The 17,182-nt window shown below is 45.1% G+C and carries 17 protein-coding genes; 11 read left to right on the forward strand and 6 right to left on the reverse strand.

The window, feature by feature from the left end; all coding sequences use genetic code 11:
* Positions 1 to 66: 66 nt before the first annotated feature.
* Entirely contained in the window at positions 67 to 1,113 is a 1,047-nt protein-coding gene (gene csaB / locus JGK14_RS11395) for a polysaccharide pyruvyl transferase CsaB (protein WP_293174850.1), read from the reverse strand.
* Positions 1,114 to 1,269: 156 nt separating this feature from the next.
* On the opposite strand from csaB, the gene JGK14_RS11400 reads away from it, so the two are divergent.
* From JGK14_RS11400 to JGK14_RS11425, 6 genes are all read left to right on the forward strand, one after another.
* Positions 1,270 to 1,578 carry a DUF2499 domain-containing protein gene (locus tag JGK14_RS11400; RefSeq protein WP_293174853.1) on the forward strand — a complete coding sequence of 103 codons (309 nt, stop codon included), beginning with the start codon at positions 1,270 to 1,272 and terminating at the stop codon, positions 1,576 to 1,578.
* A 62-nt stretch (positions 1,579 to 1,640) separates the two neighbouring features.
* Positions 1,641 to 2,060 carry a lysozyme inhibitor LprI family protein gene (locus JGK14_RS11405; RefSeq protein WP_293174856.1) on the forward strand — a complete coding sequence of 140 codons (420 nt, stop codon included), beginning with the start codon at positions 1,641 to 1,643 and terminating at the stop codon, positions 2,058 to 2,060.
* A 212-nt stretch (positions 2,061 to 2,272) separates the two neighbouring features.
* On the forward strand, positions 2,273 to 4,936 hold the full coding sequence (locus JGK14_RS11410) for a DNA polymerase III subunit alpha (RefSeq protein ID WP_293174859.1): 2,664 nt from the start codon (positions 2,273 to 2,275) through the stop codon (positions 4,934 to 4,936).
* 1 nt (position 4,937) lies between these two features.
* Complete coding sequence (locus JGK14_RS11415) at positions 4,938 to 5,222, forward strand: hypothetical protein (RefSeq protein ID WP_325315069.1); 285 nt, start codon at positions 4,938 to 4,940, stop codon at positions 5,220 to 5,222.
* 21 nt (positions 5,223 to 5,243) lie between these two features.
* The gene (locus JGK14_RS11420) at positions 5,244 to 5,717 is read left to right on the forward strand and encodes an LAGLIDADG family homing endonuclease (protein ID WP_325315070.1); all 474 of its coding nucleotides are present in this window, start codon (positions 5,244 to 5,246) and stop codon (positions 5,715 to 5,717) included.
* Positions 5,710 to 7,428, forward strand: a complete 1,719-nt coding sequence (locus tag JGK14_RS11425; RefSeq protein ID WP_325315071.1) for a helix-hairpin-helix domain-containing protein — start codon at positions 5,710 to 5,712, stop codon at positions 7,426 to 7,428. Before JGK14_RS11420 ends, JGK14_RS11425 begins: the two co-directional genes overlap by 8 nt.
* Here JGK14_RS11425 and JGK14_RS11430 read toward each other — a convergent pair.
* From JGK14_RS11430 to JGK14_RS11440, 3 genes are all read right to left on the reverse strand, one after another.
* Entirely contained in the window at positions 7,405 to 7,641 is a 237-nt protein-coding gene (locus JGK14_RS11430) for a WD40 repeat domain-containing protein (RefSeq protein WP_293174868.1), read from the reverse strand. The genes JGK14_RS11425 and JGK14_RS11430 overlap by 24 nt on opposite strands.
* The gene (locus JGK14_RS11435) at positions 7,634 to 7,975 is read right to left on the reverse strand and encodes a DUF3593 domain-containing protein (RefSeq protein ID WP_293324746.1); all 342 of its coding nucleotides are present in this window, start codon (positions 7,973 to 7,975) and stop codon (positions 7,634 to 7,636) included. Before JGK14_RS11435 ends, JGK14_RS11430 begins: the two co-directional genes overlap by 8 nt.
* Positions 7,976 to 8,262: 287 nt before the next feature.
* Entirely contained in the window at positions 8,263 to 8,913 is a 651-nt protein-coding gene (locus tag JGK14_RS11440; RefSeq protein ID WP_293174873.1) for an ATP-binding protein, read from the reverse strand.
* A gap of 809 nt (positions 8,914 to 9,722) precedes the next feature.
* Here JGK14_RS11440 and JGK14_RS11445 point away from each other — a divergent pair.
* A complete protein-coding gene (locus JGK14_RS11445; RefSeq protein WP_325315072.1) occupies positions 9,723 to 10,466 on the forward strand; it encodes a pentapeptide repeat-containing protein in 744 nt (247 codons plus the stop codon).
* Positions 10,467 to 10,609: 143 nt separating this feature from the next.
* Here the strand turns inward: JGK14_RS11445 and JGK14_RS11450 are convergent, their stop codons facing one another.
* On the reverse strand, positions 10,610 to 11,647 hold the full coding sequence (locus JGK14_RS11450) for an alpha/beta hydrolase (RefSeq protein ID WP_293174879.1): 1,038 nt from the start codon (positions 11,645 to 11,647) through the stop codon (positions 10,610 to 10,612).
* 122 nt (positions 11,648 to 11,769) lie between these two features.
* Positions 11,770 to 13,230, reverse strand: coding sequence for an Asp-tRNA(Asn)/Glu-tRNA(Gln) amidotransferase subunit GatA (gene gatA, locus JGK14_RS11455; protein WP_325315078.1), 1,461 nt, complete (start codon positions 13,228 to 13,230; stop codon positions 11,770 to 11,772).
* A gap of 217 nt (positions 13,231 to 13,447) precedes the next feature.
* Here gatA and JGK14_RS11460 point away from each other — a divergent pair, with 217 nt between their 5' ends.
* The 4 genes from JGK14_RS11460 (at position 13,448) to JGK14_RS11475 (ending at position 17,001) form a co-directional block, all read left to right on the forward strand.
* Complete coding sequence (locus JGK14_RS11460; protein ID WP_293175010.1) at positions 13,448 to 13,903, forward strand: helix-turn-helix domain-containing protein; 456 nt, start codon at positions 13,448 to 13,450, stop codon at positions 13,901 to 13,903.
* A gap of 418 nt (positions 13,904 to 14,321) precedes the next feature.
* A complete protein-coding gene (locus JGK14_RS11465) occupies positions 14,322 to 15,626 on the forward strand; it encodes a serine hydrolase (RefSeq protein WP_325315073.1) in 1,305 nt (434 codons plus the stop codon).
* A gap of 25 nt (positions 15,627 to 15,651) precedes the next feature.
* Positions 15,652 to 15,933 (forward strand): hypothetical protein, encoded by a 282-nt coding sequence (locus JGK14_RS11470; protein ID WP_293174884.1) that lies wholly within the window; start codon positions 15,652 to 15,654, stop codon positions 15,931 to 15,933.
* A gap of 231 nt (positions 15,934 to 16,164) precedes the next feature.
* Positions 16,165 to 17,001 (forward strand): alpha/beta fold hydrolase, encoded by an 837-nt coding sequence (locus tag JGK14_RS11475; protein ID WP_293174887.1) that lies wholly within the window; start codon positions 16,165 to 16,167, stop codon positions 16,999 to 17,001.
* The last annotated feature ends 181 nt before the right edge of the window (positions 17,002 to 17,182 follow it).

The following is a 17,182-nucleotide window of genomic DNA, read 5'->3' on the forward strand; positions in this document are numbered from 1 at the left end:
TCCCCGCCATCAAAACTGTGCTGTTCCAGGTAAACTGTCAACTGTCAACTGTCAACTATCAACTGTTTACTGAGACTGCTGGAGTGCGGTTTGCAATACTTCCTTATGAAAGAGCGATCGCCCTACAATAAATTTTATCCTGTCTGGCGATAGTGCGGCGCCGTTGGCATAGTGATCCATCCAGGTTTTGCTGATTAAATAGGGATCTTCGGGCAATTCTGATAATAAGTATCCCGGCATTTCTAACTCGTCCATCAATTGGCTAACTTTGGGATCGTAGCTGAGGGCAAAACAGCGACATTCTTCGGATGCTGCCATAATTAAACTGTGGTAGCGCATCCCGATCGCCATTTCGACTCCCCGGAACACTCCTTTCAACTTTCTCGGATCGTCTAAACTAAGGATGCGGCTCCTTTTCGGCAGCGCTTCGTGCAAATGTTTGGCAATTTCTAAGTCGTGGGAAGCTTGGAAAGGCAGCAGCAAAATTAAGGTGCGAGTGGCTTTTTGAAAGTCAACTAAAGCTTGAGTTAGGATTGACAAACGGGCGGGTGTTAGTGTAGAGTGCGATCGCAAACAAACCGCAACTCTCGGCGACGGCAAATCCCACAAACCGGAGACGGGGGAATTTTCCAAAGCCCACACTGGATCGGGCGCTAATGTAAAGGGAATTTGCCAATCTGCAAGTATGGTAGCTGAGCCTTTATCGCGCACGCTGACGGCTGTGCATCCACCAAAACACCGCTGAGATAATTTACGAGTAATCTCACGATTTAAAGGGCCAATTCCCTGGGCCCAAGCAACAGTTTTTAAGCCCATCTGCTGCGCTAATCCCATCAAGCCACCATAGTAAAAAGGGCTGACAAGGCTGGTACTGTCTTGGATTAAACTACCGCCACCCCAGATTAGGGCGTCAGCGCTGCGGAGTGTATCGAGGACACCAAACGCATTCATGCGATCGCGCGCAGCTACTCCGTACCGCTGATTTGTCTCGACGGGATTGCCAGAAAGGACGATCGGCGTCACCCCATCTGGTAACATTTGCAGTAGCGAAGCCAACAGCGCCTCGTCGCCACCGTTGCCTTTACCATAATAGCCGCACAAAATTGCTCGCATTTCTACTCTTTTCTTGGTTTATGATGGGAATATAAATATTACAATATCTGAATTGTTGCGATCCATAAATTATTTTAACAGTCAACAGTTAACAGTCAACAGTTAACTGCCTGAAACAACTAAATACATCTTTCAACTTATTTCACAATACAAAAAATGCACGCTTTGTCAATTCCAACCTGGATTATTCATGTCTCTAGTGTCGTCGAGTGGATTGCCGCCATCTGGTTAATTTGGACTTACGGCGAAGTCACTAAAAACCGAGCTTGGTGGGGCCTTTCTGTCGGAATGCTGCCCGCCCTTGTCAGCGCTATGTGCGCCTGTACGTGGCACTTTTTCGACAACTCCCCAGCCCTAGAATGGATTGTTACCCTGCAAGCTGCGATGACTGTCATCGGTAATTTTACTCTGTGGGCGGCTGCTTGGTGGATTTGGCGATCGGCTCAGCAGTCAGTTGACAGTTGACAGTTGACAGTTGATAGTTGATAGGAAATCAGTCATTACTAACAAACTAAGGAGAAAAATCCTTGAAAAATAGCATTGTTTGGACAACATTGGCAGCTAGTTCACTGTTATTGACAGCCACATCTTTACTTCCCAGTCAAGCTAGTAATACATCCTTAATACTCGCCCAACAACCTAACTGTAAAAGTCCTCAAACGACACTGGATCAGAATGTGTGTTCCAGCCAAGAGTTTCAGGCAGCAGACAAAAAACTCAATCAAGTATATCAGCAACTTCAACCAAAACTCAACAGCAAACAAAAGCAGAGATTGATAGTCGCACAGCGAAGTTGGCTCAAGTTTAGAGATGAATCTTGCGATTATGAAGCAGGTTACTTTGAGGGTGGTAGCGTGGCTCCTTCTATCTACGGTTATTGCAGAGCCAGAGTCACAAAAGAACGTATTAAAGATTTGGAGGGTTATTTGGAACAAGCAAGTTTGTAAAAGTGCGTAGGCGTAAGCCAGGGCGTAGCCATCGCGATCGACAACAACTTACCCATTCTATCATCCATACCACAGCAAACTGATGTATTATGGTGTCATACCCCCCACCCTAAATTATCTTAAAAGTGATAATAAGCTTTGTTTTTTATTTTATCCTTTGACACGCCAATGGTGTAAGATTTAAAATCTAAAATCTACAATATAAAATCGCTATGTCTTTCGTTGGTTTGCACATTCACAGCGATTACAGCCTGCTAGACGGGGCATCTCAGCTACAGCAGCTAGCTGAACGGGCGGTGGAATTGGGGATGCCCGCGATCGCCCTTACAGACCACGGCGTGATGTATGGTGCGATCGAGCTAATCAAAGTTTGTCGAAATAAAAATATCAAGCCCATCATTGGCAATGAAATGTACGTCGTCAACGGCGACATCGAAGTCAAAGTTCGAGGTAGAAGAAAATACCATCAAGTTGTCTTAGCTAAAAATACGCAAGGTTATAAAAACTTAGTAAAACTTACCACAATTTCCCATTTAAAAGGAATGCCCGAAAGAGGTATTTTTGCCCGTCCTTGCATCAACAAAGAACTCCTCAAACAATACTCCGAAGGTCTCATTGTTACCAGCGCTTGTTTGGGTGGCGAAGTTCCCCAAATGATTCTGCAAAACAAGCTAGATACTGCCCGCGAAGTTGCCAAATGGTATAAAGAAGTATTTGGAGAAGACTATTATATAGAAATTCAAGACCACGGTTCCCAAGAAGACCGCATGGTTAATGTTGAAATCGTCAAAATTGCCCGCGAATTCAATATTAAAATAATTGCCACCAATGATTCTCACTATATTTCCTGCAACGACGTAGAAGCTCACGATGCTTTGTTGTGCATCAACACCAACAAACTGATTGAAGAAGAAAAGCGGATGCGCTACAGCGGCACAGAATATCTGAAGTCTGCTATGGAGATGGCGCAACTATTTCGAGACCATTTGGATGATGAAACGATCGAAGAGGCGATCGAAACCACCCTAGAAGTAGCAAACAAAGTATCAAGATACGATCTAACAGGAGAAGCTCGGATTCCCACAATCCCAATTCCCCCAGAACATACCGCCGATACCTATGTAGAAGAAATATCTTGGCTAGGATTATTAGAAAGACTCAAAGCCCGTACCAGAAATGAAATCCCCCCAGTCTACAAACAAAGACTAGAATATGAGCTAAAAATGATTCAGCAGATGGGTTTCTCTGAATATTTTTTAGTGGTTTGGGACTACATGAAATATGCTAGAGACAACAATATTCCCGTCGGGCCAGGACGTGGTTCTGCGGCAGGTTCTTTAGTTGCTTATGTCCTCAATATTACCAACATAGACCCGGTACACCACGGATTGCTATTCGAGAGATTTCTCAATCCCGAACGCAAATCGATGCCAGATATTGATAGCGATTTCTGCATCGAAAGACGGGACGATATGATTAAATATGTTACAGACAAATATGGTACAGACCGCGTAGCGCAAATTATTACCTTCAACAGGATGACATCAAAAGCTGTTTTGAAAGATGTTGCCAGAGTTTTAGGTATTCCCTACAAAAAAGCCGATGAGATGGCGAAAATGATTCCAGTATCGCGGGGGAAACCGGAAAAACTCAAAGTAATGATTTCCGATGCAACACCGGCACAGGAATTTAAAACCAACTACGAAAATACTATTTGTACTAATGCCGAAACTGGCACCGAAGTCCCAGTGCGTCAGTGGATTGACATGGCAATTCGCATTGAAGGAACTAACAAAACCTATGGTGTTCATGCCGCCGGTGTGGTGATTTCTTCCATCCCCCTTGATGAAATTGTGCCCCTGCAAAAAAATGAAAATGGTGCTGTAATCACCCAATATTTTATGGAAGACTTGGAATTTTTGGGGTTACTCAAAATGGACTTTCTGGGACTCAAAAATTTAACGACTCTCCAAAAAACTGTTGATTATGTTAAGCAAACTCAAGATATAACTATCAATGCTGAAGGCTTACCTTCTGACATAGAACGCAGAGCTCAAGAGACATTTACTAGGAACAACAAGTTACCCGGTGATGTAGCAAAGACTTATCAACTATTAGAAAAAGGAGATTTAGAAGGTATTTTTCAGCTAGAATCTTCTGGGATGCTGGATGTAGTAAAAAAAATTAAACCTTCTTGTCTGGATGATATTTCTTCTATTCTGGCGCTTTATCGTCCCGGCCCGCTGGATGCTGGTTTGATTCCACAATTTATCGATCGCAAACATGGTAGAGAAGTCGTTAAATACGACCATCCGCTGTTAGAACCGATTTTAAAAGAGACTTATGGAACGCTTTGTTTCCAAGAGCAAATTATGCGGATGGCTCAAGATTTGGCGGGCTATTCTTTAGGTCAAGCTGACTTGCTGCGCCGCGCAATGGGCAAGAAGAAGGCTGATGAAATGCAGAAGCAAAAGGAAACATTTATTGATGGCGCAACTAAGAATGGTGTCGCTCAAAGAGTTGCCGAAGAGTTGTTCGGACAGATGCTTCAATTCGCGGAATATTGTTTGAGCTATGACACGAAGATATTGACTATGGAATATGGGCCGATGGCTATTGGTAAAATTGTCGAGGAAGAAATTGAATGTACCGTTTACAGTGTTGATAATAATGGCCATATTTATACACAACCAATTGCACAGTGGCATCGCCGAGGTCAGCAGGAGGTCTTTGAGTATTGTCTGGAAGATGGCTCGATAATTCGCGCGACAAAAGATCACAAGTTTATGACTTTTGACGGTCAAATGCTACCTATTGACGAAATCTTTGAAAAAGGATTAGACTTAAAACAAATCAACTCTAGCTCACATCTATAAAATGTATATAGACTATAGGAAACTAAAATCAGAACACAAGGAACAAATCATTTTAGCTTTTAACCAAGGCATGGAGTGTCGAGAAATCCCTAACTACCTTGGGGTAAGCGAGAGAGCAGTTTCAAGAGTTTTAAAAGAAGCTGACATTAATACTAAGCGACGAAACCGCTATACTTTAAATGAAAGCTATTTTGATATAATTGACTCTCAAGCTAAAGCCTATTTGTTAGGATTGCTAGCTGCTGATGGCTGCGTTACTCAAACTAATTATGTAGCTTTTGAATAAATTGACAAAGAACTCACAGAAATGCTCAGCATAGAGCTACAATACTCTGGTGAAATTAGAATTGTTCAGCCTCAAAATTATGCTCCTCACTACCGAATAAATTTTTCTTCTGAAAAACTGGCAAGCTCTTTACAGGGCTACGGCATCATAACAGGAAGGACTTTTTCAGAAGTTACCTATTTTCCTAACTCCAAATATTTAGCGTCTTATGTGTTAGGGTACTTTGATGGTGACGGTTGTGCTTATGCAAACAAAGGTAGGAGTGGCGGTTTAGTCTGCATTGTTAGTTCCTTTAAATTTCCCTGCGAACTAACAAGGCACTTAGGCATGGGTTCTGTACAAGAGCATCAATTTAAAAAAGTTTATTATTGGAGAATATTTAGTCGGAAAAATATACAAGCATTCTATGATTTTGTGTATCAGTATCCCAGATTAGGTTTACAACGAAAAAAGACTAAAATTGAAGATATTCTCAGGAGTTACAAACATGGTTAAAATCATTAGTAGAAAATCACTAGGAACTCAAGAAGTATATGACATTGGCGTTGAAAGAGATCATAATTTTACACTAGAAAATAGTCTGGTGGCATCTAATTGCTTTAATAAATCCCATTCAATGGCCTATGCCTATATCACTTATCAAACTGCTTATTTAAAAGCAAATTTTCCTGTTGAATACATGGCTGCACTGCTGACTGCTAACAGAGGCGACCAGGAGAAGGTACAGAGATATATTGCTAATTGTATCAAGCTGAAGATTGATGTTGAACCACCTGATATTAATGGTTCTGAACTTACTTTTACGCCATTGCCGATGGAGATGACAAAGGCGGAAAAACATAAAATTTTGTTTGGAATTTCGGCGGTTAAAAATGTTGGTGAGGGGGCTATTGAAAATATTTTGGAGGCGCGCAGGTCAGGGGGTGATTTTAATTCTTTACCAGATTTGTGCGATCGCGTAAATCTACATTCTGTCAACCGCCGCGCCCTAGAAGCCTTGATTCACTGTGGTGCTTTTGACAAAATCGCACCCAACCGCCAGCAATTAGTAAACGACTTGGAAGGGGTTATGAAATGGGCGCAAGACCGCAAAAAAGACCGAGAAACTGGTCAAGGTAATCTCTTTGACTTGTTAGGAGATACTAGCTTTGGGAAGTCGGCGAATAAGTATGAATCTGCGCCAAAATCAAAAACTGTGAAAGATTTTGACACACAGGAAAAATTGCGTTTAGAAAAAGAATTGCTGGGTTTTTATGTATCAGATCATCCCCTCAAGTTTCTGCTTCAATCTAATCAAGATCCAGATGTTGTGACTCTCGCACAGTTAGCCGAGAAAAAGGGTAAAGTATCGGTTATTGTCATGCTCAACGCTATCAAACTGGTAGTGACGAAAAAAGGCGATGCGATGGCAATTTTGCAATTAGAAGATTTGACACATCAAATCAAAGCTGTTGTGTTTCCGAAGGCTTACGAACAATTAAAACCGCATATTATAGAGAATGCTGTATTACTGATTAGCGGGAAAATTGAGAAGGATGGTGAGGAAATTCAGATAATTGTAGATACTGCAAAGCCTGTAGAAACACCAGAGGTTACAGAGGAAATCGAGATCCCACTACCGGAAACACAAAATTCTTGGGCGGCGCCATCGGAAACACAAAATTCTTGGGCGGCGCCATCGGAAATACAAAATTCTTGGGTGGCGCCATCGGAAACGCAAAATTCTTGGGTGGCGCCATCGGAAATACAAAATTCTTGGGCGAATCAACCGGTCAACTTTGGACGATCGACTAAACCAGTGGAAGTTACAGAAATGGTGATTGTCAAGTTTACACCGCCGCAGGTGCAAGATGTCAAAAACCTCAATTCTCTGAAAGCTATTTTGCAAGAACTTTCCAATCGTGGAGAGGATGCTAGCGTTTCGGTGGGGGGAATCGTTGTCGGTGAATATTGCTGTCAACCTCTTCGCATCAAGCGTCAATTGTGGGTACAAGATGGCGATGGCGCTGTTAGCCGTCTCAAGTCGGCGGGATTTGATGCTTCGGTTTTCCCTCTCGACAGTCGCGGGGATGCTGCAATATTTCGGGAAATGCGATCGCAACTTAAGATATATTCTTGGGCCAATCGCTTGCTTGACGCAGATGTCGATCGCATTTCCCAGTATCTCAGCTATCTCGCCCAACTAAACAAACGCCTGCCAAACTAACATTTGGGCCCCATCCCCACCGGTGACTAAAGTTTGACCGTCAGGACTAAAAGCCACCGGATTGCACCCAACTAGGCTGCACAAACATTCGCCTGTTTGCAAGTTCCAGACTTTAACAGTACCATCTCGACTGCCGCTAGCCATAGTTTCGCGATCGGGACTGATAGCCACCGAAATCACCGCGTCAGAATGGCCGCTCAAAGTCTTAATCAATTCCCCCGTCTGCAAGAGATTCTTGCTTTTCGCCACCATTCTGTGAGGATGCTTTGGCTTTAATCACCGCTTCCCGAAAGCCTAAAACTACTAAAATATTGGCAAGTGTCAAGAATAGTTCCGCAGAACCGTGGAGCCAATCGACATTTGCTAGCGACTCATTGTAGGCAACTTTTGCATAAATTGCTGCGGGAATAGTCACAGCCACAAACACGAGAGTGCCGTAAAATCCCATCAGAGCTAAACGAGGAGTTTTTCCAGATTTCGTCAAAAACCAGAGAAAACCCAAGTAGGGAAATAGAGACAGCACAAATAAACTTTCTTTGGAAATCATTAGTATTTGGTGAGCGACCAGATACCATCATAGATTAAAAAATTAAAAATTAATGTGAATAAATTTTAACTTTTTGTGGTGAATTTTTCATGTCTAATTTAACAAAGGAACCCATTTTTGTCGAACTGCTAGAGACTCACCCAAGCCCATAGCTTTTAACCTTCTCCGCAGCAGGTCGCTAGTATTAAAAACCCCTGACCCGCGCGGAGACACAACCCGTAACTCTTCCCCTAACACCGTTATTAGTATAACACATTTTCAACCGTGCCAGTCTGTTAATTGTTACTTTACCCAGCAATCCGAAACTGAGACATTTCCAAAGTTGTCGGTCTGCTAGGTATCAAGCAAGTATCGCTCAAAACCTCTAAATCAGCAAAGCGTTTTCTATCTGTTGCGATAATTTCTTCGAGCTTAGCATCAAAATCAAAACGCGGCCCACAATCCCAAAGTTTGAATTGCCAGTGTCCGCTACATACCGTAATTTGCAGTTGAATAGGAGTTTCTGCGGGCAGATTTTTGTGAGCGTGACGAACTGCATTAGTAAAACCTTCAGCTAAAGCTAGCTGTAATTGGAACCAAACCTCATTGGGGATCGATACATCTTGCAACTGCTCCAACCAGTCCAAAACTTTAGTTAAAGCATTCATATCTGTGTTGACTTGCAGGCTGATGTTTTTCAAAGAACTTTCATTCAGTTCTGCTTCCTGCTCAATGTCATCTTGCCAATCCCACTTCTTTAACAAATTCATTAACCCATCTAAAACGCTAGCCTTTTTTATATTTTGCGATCGCGAGCGACTTTCTACTTCGTAACTTTTGCTCAGCGACAAACAATTTCGACCGTCAAGAGTCCGGGTGTAACTCAGCTCGTCTGCAATCTGCCACATGAGTTTGATGCCTCTGCCGCCTTCTGCCAGTTGATCTATGCTGTTCGACATTGATTTTCCTCGTCTGAAAGTATTAGTTGTACCCATTTTTCACACCCCCCGACACACCTTGTCGTTTTTTATACTTGCTTATTCAGTATAATTTCGGCGTTCATACCAAAATGCTATCTTTTTTGTAGAAGGCATCGCATCAGCAATATGTCTTAAGAGTCTAAGCCAATTGGCTTATTTACCGATCGCCTGTACGGAGAGGGATCGCCCCCGTAGCACAATCCGCCTGCATCCACCAGAAATTACCGAATCACTGCCGGAGCTCATTTACCCCAGCCGTCGCCAGCTACAAAATACAAGGCATTGAGCCACTGCCAACGGTGGCTCGCCGGTAGCCTGCAAAGCCGATTTGAGGTAATCGCTCTCATCCTAAAGGAGTAAGTAATATCCGCAAAGGCGATCGTCCGCCAACCTCACACCGGCGTGCCACGTCAATCGATTTTAGATTTTAGATTTTAGATTTTAGATTTTAGAGGCGACCCTACGGATAAATTCGGGGGAAGAGAGGATTTTCGATTTTCGATTTGGGATTGATTCCACGGATAAATCACGTGGCGGGTACCACAGGTCGAAATTCGCTTGATAAACCCTGTTTTTAGCCCCGCGCGCGTTATTCCAGGAGAAAACTAGGCGATAAAACGCAGTTAGATGAATTACCCGGACTAAGCTTTGCTTGCATCTACATAGTCTGTTATGTTCGAGGAGATTCCGGCAGAGGGGAGAGATCGAGGGAGAAAGTCTGATGAGGAGATGATTTGACAACTAGGTAATAGGTAATTGACATATACAATTTAAACGCGCAACACCTGATGACAAAAATTAAACTGACAATTCTGGCAGCAGTGATTCTGCTACTCCCATTTGGCGCAGCAGTTCCCTTACAAGCTCAAAATCTGCCTCTAATCAAGCGGCTGCTAGCAACAAGAGGATGTCCCGGATGCGACTTATTTGGCGCTTCCTTGAGCCGTGCAGATTTGTTTGGCGCTTCCTTGAGTCGCGCCACTCTCAGCAGGGCCGACTTAGTAGATGCGGATTTGACTGCGGCGGATTTAATGGAAGCTAATTTAAATAACGCCAACATGAGAAATGCCTTTTTAATCGATGCCGACCTCAGCAAAGCCGACATGAGCAGGGCGGACATCAGGGGAGCCAACTTAGAAAATGCCAATCTCAGCGAAAGTTCTCTGCTCGACGCATCTCTTCAGTTGGCCAACTTAAAATGCAGTAATTTGAGCGCAGCTAAACTAAGTCGAAGTGACCTGAGAAATGCCGATTTTTCTGGGGCAAACCTCAGCGGTGCTGACCTCAAAGAAGCTGATTTAAGCGGTGCAAATCTCAGCGGTGCTGACCTCAGAGGGGCAGATTTGAGCGATGCGAGATTGAACAAAGCTAATTTTACAGATGCTAATTTATGCGGCGCCCGGATGCCGAACCGCAAAATATCTCGGCGAGGTTGTGATGTTAAAAAACAACAACCGATTAGCTCGAACAATTACTGCAATTACTGCCGTGCCGTCAATGACTGGTGGTTAGATATTTTAAGGTTGAATTAATTGGTAAGCCGTTTATAGGTGTCGATCTTTAGGTACGTAGTTGCGCTTCAGCGCTCTTTCATATATATAAGATAAGAGCGCTGAAGCGCAACTACGTACCCTTTTTTATCTTTTTTTACGATCGCACTATGAGCTGACGCACCCTACAATAAAAATTTGCTCACTACCCGCAGATATTCTGCACCGCCGATTTGTGCCGCATTATTGTGTCCTCCATTGGGAACCATGTAAAGCTGTTTGGGTTCGGGTGCTGCATCAAACATTTTTTTGCTCATTTCGGCTGGAACTACAGTGTCAGCAGTCCCGTGAATAAATAGTACCGGCATTTGCAGGCGATCGACTTTTGACAGAGAATCAAACCGCTGCGCCAGCAACAAATCTATCGGAAACGCCCTAAATAGCGGTTTTTGGAAGTCTACCATTGCCCTTACCGAAGTAAAAGAACCCTCCACAATTAACCCCGCAGCCTCCGGGTGCCGCACTGCTAGATCGATCGCAATTGCCCCTCCCAAAGAATGACCGTAAATATAAATTTGATTTGGGTTAATCCCCCGCTGTTTCACCAAATAATCCCAGGCCTGTTCAACATCCTCATAAACCCGAGATTCGCTCGGAAAATCGCCCTGACTTTTTCCATAACCGCGATAATCGATCAGAAATACTGACAAACCTAAGCCATGAAATCGATTAGCGTGTTCGACATTTGCTCCCACATTTGAACCATTACCGTGCAGGTACAAAACTACCCGCCCTAAGTTCCCCTTGTGAAGTGGGGGAACCGGAACCCCCCCTAACCCCCCCTTGTTAAGGGGGGGGACAGGAACAGCCTCTCTTGCTCCCCCCCTTAACAAGGGGGGGCTGGGGGGGGTTTGGGATGGTTGAAGTGGAACCACCTCTCTTACTTCCCCCCGAAATTTGCGGGGGTTTTCCGAGGCAGGAATCCACCACCCATGTACGCTTTCCATTTCCAGCGCCGCTGTTTTAGCTGGAATTTGCAGCCAAACATCTTGATATTTCAACTTAAAATCATCTGGCGTAGTTTCGATCGCCCGCGCCGGAAAAAATATAAACTTACCTTGCGCTACAAATAGCAATACACAAGCAGCAGAATAAGCGATCGCCAAAACTATCCCAAAAGTTATGAGGGATTTAGACAAAACAAATACCAGTAACTTGTTCATAGAAAATAAGACACGCGGGAGATTAGAAATCGGTCAAAAACTAATGACAAATGATTAATTCATATGATTAGCTTTAGATCGATTACTAACTTCCGCAGCAGCGTTCCGCCGAATTTCAAAAATTAATTCAATTCCGGGTGACGCAAGTGCCAATTAGTGGATTGTTCGTAAGCATGAGCCACTTGAAACAGCCGAGATTCTTGCAAAACATTACCAATCAGTTGTATACCCACCGGCAGTCCTTTATCATCAAATCCGCAGGGCAAACTCAAAGCTGGCAAACCAGCAAGATTCACCGGAATAGTCATCAAATCTGACAAATACATACTCAGGGGGTCGTTGAATTTTTCGCCTGCCTTAAAAGCCGTAGTCGGAGCAGTGGGACAGACCAAAACATCAACTTGAGAAAAAGCTTTTTCAAAGTCTTCTTTAATCAAAGTCCGAACTTTTTGAGCTTTGAGATAATAGGCGTCGTAATATCCAGCGGACAACACGTAAGTGCCGATCGCAATCCGGCGTTTAACTTCTGCACCGAACCCTTGAGCGCGAGTTTTGGCATACATATCCAAAAGATTTTCGGGATCGGGCGATCGGAAACCATACTTTACTCCATCATATCTCGCCAAATTCGCCGAAGCTTCCGAGGGAGCAATAATGTAGTAAGTGGGCAAACCGTAGCGGAACCGGGGACAAGAAACGACTTGAATTTCTGCGCCCAATTGTTGAAATTGCTCGATCGCCTTTGTCACGGCGTCTTTAACACCAGAGTCCAACCCGACGCCAAAAGTTTCTTTAATTACACCAATTCTAATCTGACCCTTCGGTCGCAAACTGGGTCTCAAAGCTTGGGCGTAGTCAGGAATTGGGACATTGAGACTCGTCGAATCTTTACTGTCATAACCAGCGACAGCCCCCAACAAAATCGCCGTATCCTCAACAGTCCGGCCAAAGGGCCCGATTTGATCGAGAGAAGAAGCGTAGGCCACCAAACCGTAACGAGAAACCAACCCATAGGTCGGTTTCAGCCCCACCAAACCGCAAAAAGCAGCAGGTTGGCGGATCGAACCTCCAGTATCCGAACCCAAGCTAACGACGCATTCTCCGCCGGCTACCGCTGCGGCAGAACCGCCAGAAGAACCTCCGGGCACGCGCTCCAAGTCCCAAGGATTCGCGGTAACTTGATAGGCCGAAGTTTCCGTCGAGCTCCCCATGGCAAACTCGTCCATATTCGCCTTGCCCAGAATGACGGCACCGGCTGCTTTGAGTTTGGAGACAACGGTTGCATCGTAGGGAGGGACAAAATTTTCCAAAATCCGAGAGGCGCAGGTTGTGGGAATGCCCTCGGTGCACATATTGTCTTTAACGGCGATCGGAATTCCGGCCAACAGCCCAATTTCCTCGCCTGCTGCGATTTGGGCATCCACTTTGTGGGCCTGCGCCAATGCGCTGTCTGCTGTCACGCACAGAAAGCTTTTCAATTTCGGCTCTAGCTGGGTAATTCGGTCTAATGCTTCTTGAGTAATTTCCACAGCAGAGCGTTCTTTATTGACCAGTTGTCGGTGCAACTCGCGGATGGATGCCATGCTCGTACCTTTATCATTTCTACTTTCAGCCACTTAGCCAATATAGCTGGCAATTGCACGCACTTACAGCCCTTCTTCAACTGCGTCTCTATGCTTGCATCTGCGGTAAAAAAAGCTACGTATTTGCCGCGACGATCCCCAAGAAGACAATTTCATCCGGAATTCTCCCCAAAACCAAAGATATATGGTAAGAAGTTCCCGATGCCCCGTTGGAGGAATGCCACCTAAAGCTCACTTAGAATCTCACCTGACGGCAGAGGAACTCAAAATTCGCTACCGGCAGGCACAAAACACCACAGAGTCGCGCCGCTGGCACTTGCTACTCTTAGTTTCCCGAAATTGGACTATCAAACAAGCAGCCCAAGTCGTAGGGATTAACTACGACTACGCCAAAGAAATTGTCCAGCGCTACAACCGAGAAGGGCCTAACTCTGTGAGAAACCGCAGCGGAGACCGCCAGCCCCCTCCTGCCAAATCCTTGCTGAGCCCCGAACAGCAAGAAGAACTGCGACAAGCCCTCCAAGGCCCCGCCCCCGACGGCGGAGACTGGACAGGCCCCAAAGTAGCTCGCTGGATTGCTGAAAAGACTGGTAGCGCTCATGTTTGGCCCCAACGCGGCTGGGATTATCTCAAGCGGTTGGGTGTTGATTGGCGGCGCCGCCGCAGAAAGTAGATAGTTCGCAATATTTTAAAGGGGTCGATCGCCATTGGGTGCGATCGCTCCCTTTATTTTGGCAGTTGTTAGTTGTCAGTTGGCAGTTGGCAGTTGTCAGTTGTCAGTTGTCAGTATTCGTAGGGTGTGGATCCATGAAAAATCCCTAAATTAAATCCACAATTTTGTGGCGACGCACCTGATAGTATTTATCAACAAGCTTGCTACCACAAAAATGTTGGGCGGAGTGAAACGGAGGGTTGTTGCCTGGAGTTCCTGAAAAGAAAAAGTGCGTCGCTCGATCGATTGTCGCTCTTTGTGGAGGATTGTCGATGTATCCGCACCCTACGGCTACGGCTAAAATCTAAAATCTAAAATCGTTTGAATCGTGCAATAATAGCTGATTAGATTGAATTTGGTTGTGTTGAGGATGTCGAGTATGCCAGGGTTCAGCCGTTTTTTGTCGATCGCAAACAAGATGGCGGCAGTAGCAGCCAGCATCGGACTGGTTCAGGTGTTAACCATCGCCAGTTCACTTGCTCAATCATCTAATCCGCGTTCCCTAGACGAACTCTACAAAATTCGCGATCGGCTCGTCACCCAACTAGAACAACCCGCCTCACCCTCCCCAGAACCAACCCTGCTCTCTGGCTTAGTTCCCTTCGCCGGCAATTCTCAAGAAAAATTGGTACAGCAGTTGCAAGAGGTGGAAGTTCAAATATTAGTAGAACAGAGATCTAACGACAACTTACAGCAAGCAGTCCGTTTAGCCAACCGAGCCGTAGAAACGGGAGGGAAGTCAAATCAGTCGATCGAATCTTCGCAGCAAACTCAATTTTTGTGGCACCAGGCCCTAAACAACTTACAAGAAGTTCCCCAAAATTCATTTTTAGCTCCCCTCACAGCCTCCAAAGCTCAAGAATACCGGGAAAATTTAACCGTAGCAACCTCTCAAGTCCAGCAAGCAAAATCCGATTTTTTGGCAGAGGTTGCCCGTTCAAGCGGTTTGTCGAATGAAGCGTCGATCGGGATTTGCCACCTTTCTAGAGAGTGCGTCAACCTCCGGGGCGATGTGCCTCCTATCAGCCCGGCCAGCTTAATTAAAGTGCCGATAGCTGTCGCCCTGATGCAAAAACTCGACAAAGAAAAAATCAGTCTGAACCATGAAGTATTCGTCGATCCGGGCAATTTCACCGAAGACTCATCGACAAAGATTTTGTCCGATCGCAATTACCCGGTACAACTACTGTTAGAAGAAATGATCGATCGCAGCAGCAACATCGCCACCAATCAACTGATCGATTATTTGGGTTCCGATTACATCAATCAATTCTTAGAAAATCGCGGCTACCAAGTCACCCGCGTGAACTTCAAATTAATGGGGGAAAAAACTATGCCCGCCAACCCCGGTTCCGGGCCCAACCGCGTAACTGCTAACGAACTCACCGAAATGATGGTGCAAATTTACAACGGCGAAACACCGGGCGCTAAACTGTTAGTGGAAACTCTCAACCAGCAGTACGATCGCGCTTTGGGATTTGCCGCCTTGAAAGGAACTAAAGCTCAGTGGTTGGGCGAAAAAACCGGGGAGAATTCCCTGGTGCTAGGCACAACTTTAGCGATGAACATTGATGGCGAAGCCTACGTGATGACTGTGATAGACAGCCGCACCAGTGGCGATCTACAAATCCGCCAGTCTATTGCTAAAATTGCCGATTATATTAGTAATAATCCCAGCTTTTAAAAATGTGAAAAGTTGTTAAAAATTTATGTGCCTGAATCCAGGAGATATTCTGTGCGATCGCTACGAAATTATCGAAAAATTGGGGCGGGGAGGGTTTGCGATTACCTATACAGCTAAGGATTTAAAGCAACTAGAAAATTCTCCTTGTGTAGTCAAGGAAATTTTGCCTCCTCAATCTAAAGATTCGCAAGTTTTGCAAGGAGCAAAAGCACTATTTGAAAAAGAAGCTAAAGCCCTGGAGGAACTCTATAAGTGCGAGTGCACTCCTAGGTTCATCGCTTTCCAGAAAATGGAAATTTTTACTTAATTCAAGAATACATCGAAGGAACTCCGCTCAATGAAGAACTCTTTGTCGGAAAGCAGTTAGGCCTTGCTTTTGTTCCCGTCAAGTATCCGACAGCGGCTGCGGCAGGTTTAAAGTGCGATTAATATCATTAGGTATGTTGTTGCGCTTGGGCGCTCTTTCATATAGACAAGAGCGCCCAAGCGCAACTACGTACCTTAATAACGTAGATTTATATAATCGCCAAATCAGAAAATGTCCCACACAAAACTCAACGTTTCCGTCAAAGGCGAAGGATTTCCGATCCTTTGCTTGCACGGCCATCCAGGTTCCGGCGATTGTATGTCTGTCTTCACAGAACACCTATCACAGCGGTTTCGGACGATCGCCCCAGACTTGCGCGGATATGGCAACAGTCGCACCTCAAATTCCTTTGAAATGACCGACCACTTGCTTGATTTAGAAGCACTTCTAGACCGATTAGGGGTCGATCGCACTTTAGTCATCGGCTGGTCTTTGGGAGGCATTTTAGCCCTGGAATTAGCCATGAAATATCCCCAGCGAGTCACCGGTTTGATTCTCCTCGCATCCGCCGCCAAACCGCGCGGAAGTCACCCGCCCATTTCTTGGCAAGATAATCTTTACACCGGTTTAGCCGGAATTATCAACTGGGTGGTACCCGGTTGGCAGTGGAATATTGATACTTTTGGCAGGCGATCGCTCTTTCGCTACTTGATCCAGCAGCATACAGCCACCCCTTACCGCTACTTAGCCGCAGCAGGTACTCCCGCCTACCTCCAGACTTCCCACAAGGCTACAAAGGCGTTAAATACCGCTCTCAGAGCCGGATACGATCGCTTACCACAACTCGGCGAGATTCAATGTCCGTGCTTGGTGTTGGCCGGAGAGGGCGATCGACATATCACCTCAGCATCCAGTTTAGAAACAGCCCGCCACCTTCAGGACAGTCAGTGGCAGTGCTATCCCAATACAGCCCACTTATTTCCTTGGGAAATTCCCGATCGGGTAGTCACAGATATCGATCGGTGGATTGAGAGTCACCCCCAAGCAGTTGGCAATTCCGAGTCTTGAGTTTTGAATTTTTAGAAGCAATCAATCATCCAACCGTCTAGAGTTTTGAAGCTATATCGTTGGCGTTGGCATCCGAGTTAAACAGTGCGATCGTCCCAAATGGCGATCGGGGTTCCCTTGCAGGGTATAATTCCGATATTGCCGGATTTAAATTGACAACTCAAAACTCAAAACTCAAAAT

Origin of the sequence: Microcoleus sp. PH2017_28_MFU_U_A (assembly GCF_020738035.1) — a bacterium.
In the GTDB taxonomy this organism is placed as follows: domain Bacteria; phylum Cyanobacteriota; class Cyanobacteriia; order Cyanobacteriales; family Microcoleaceae; genus Microcoleus.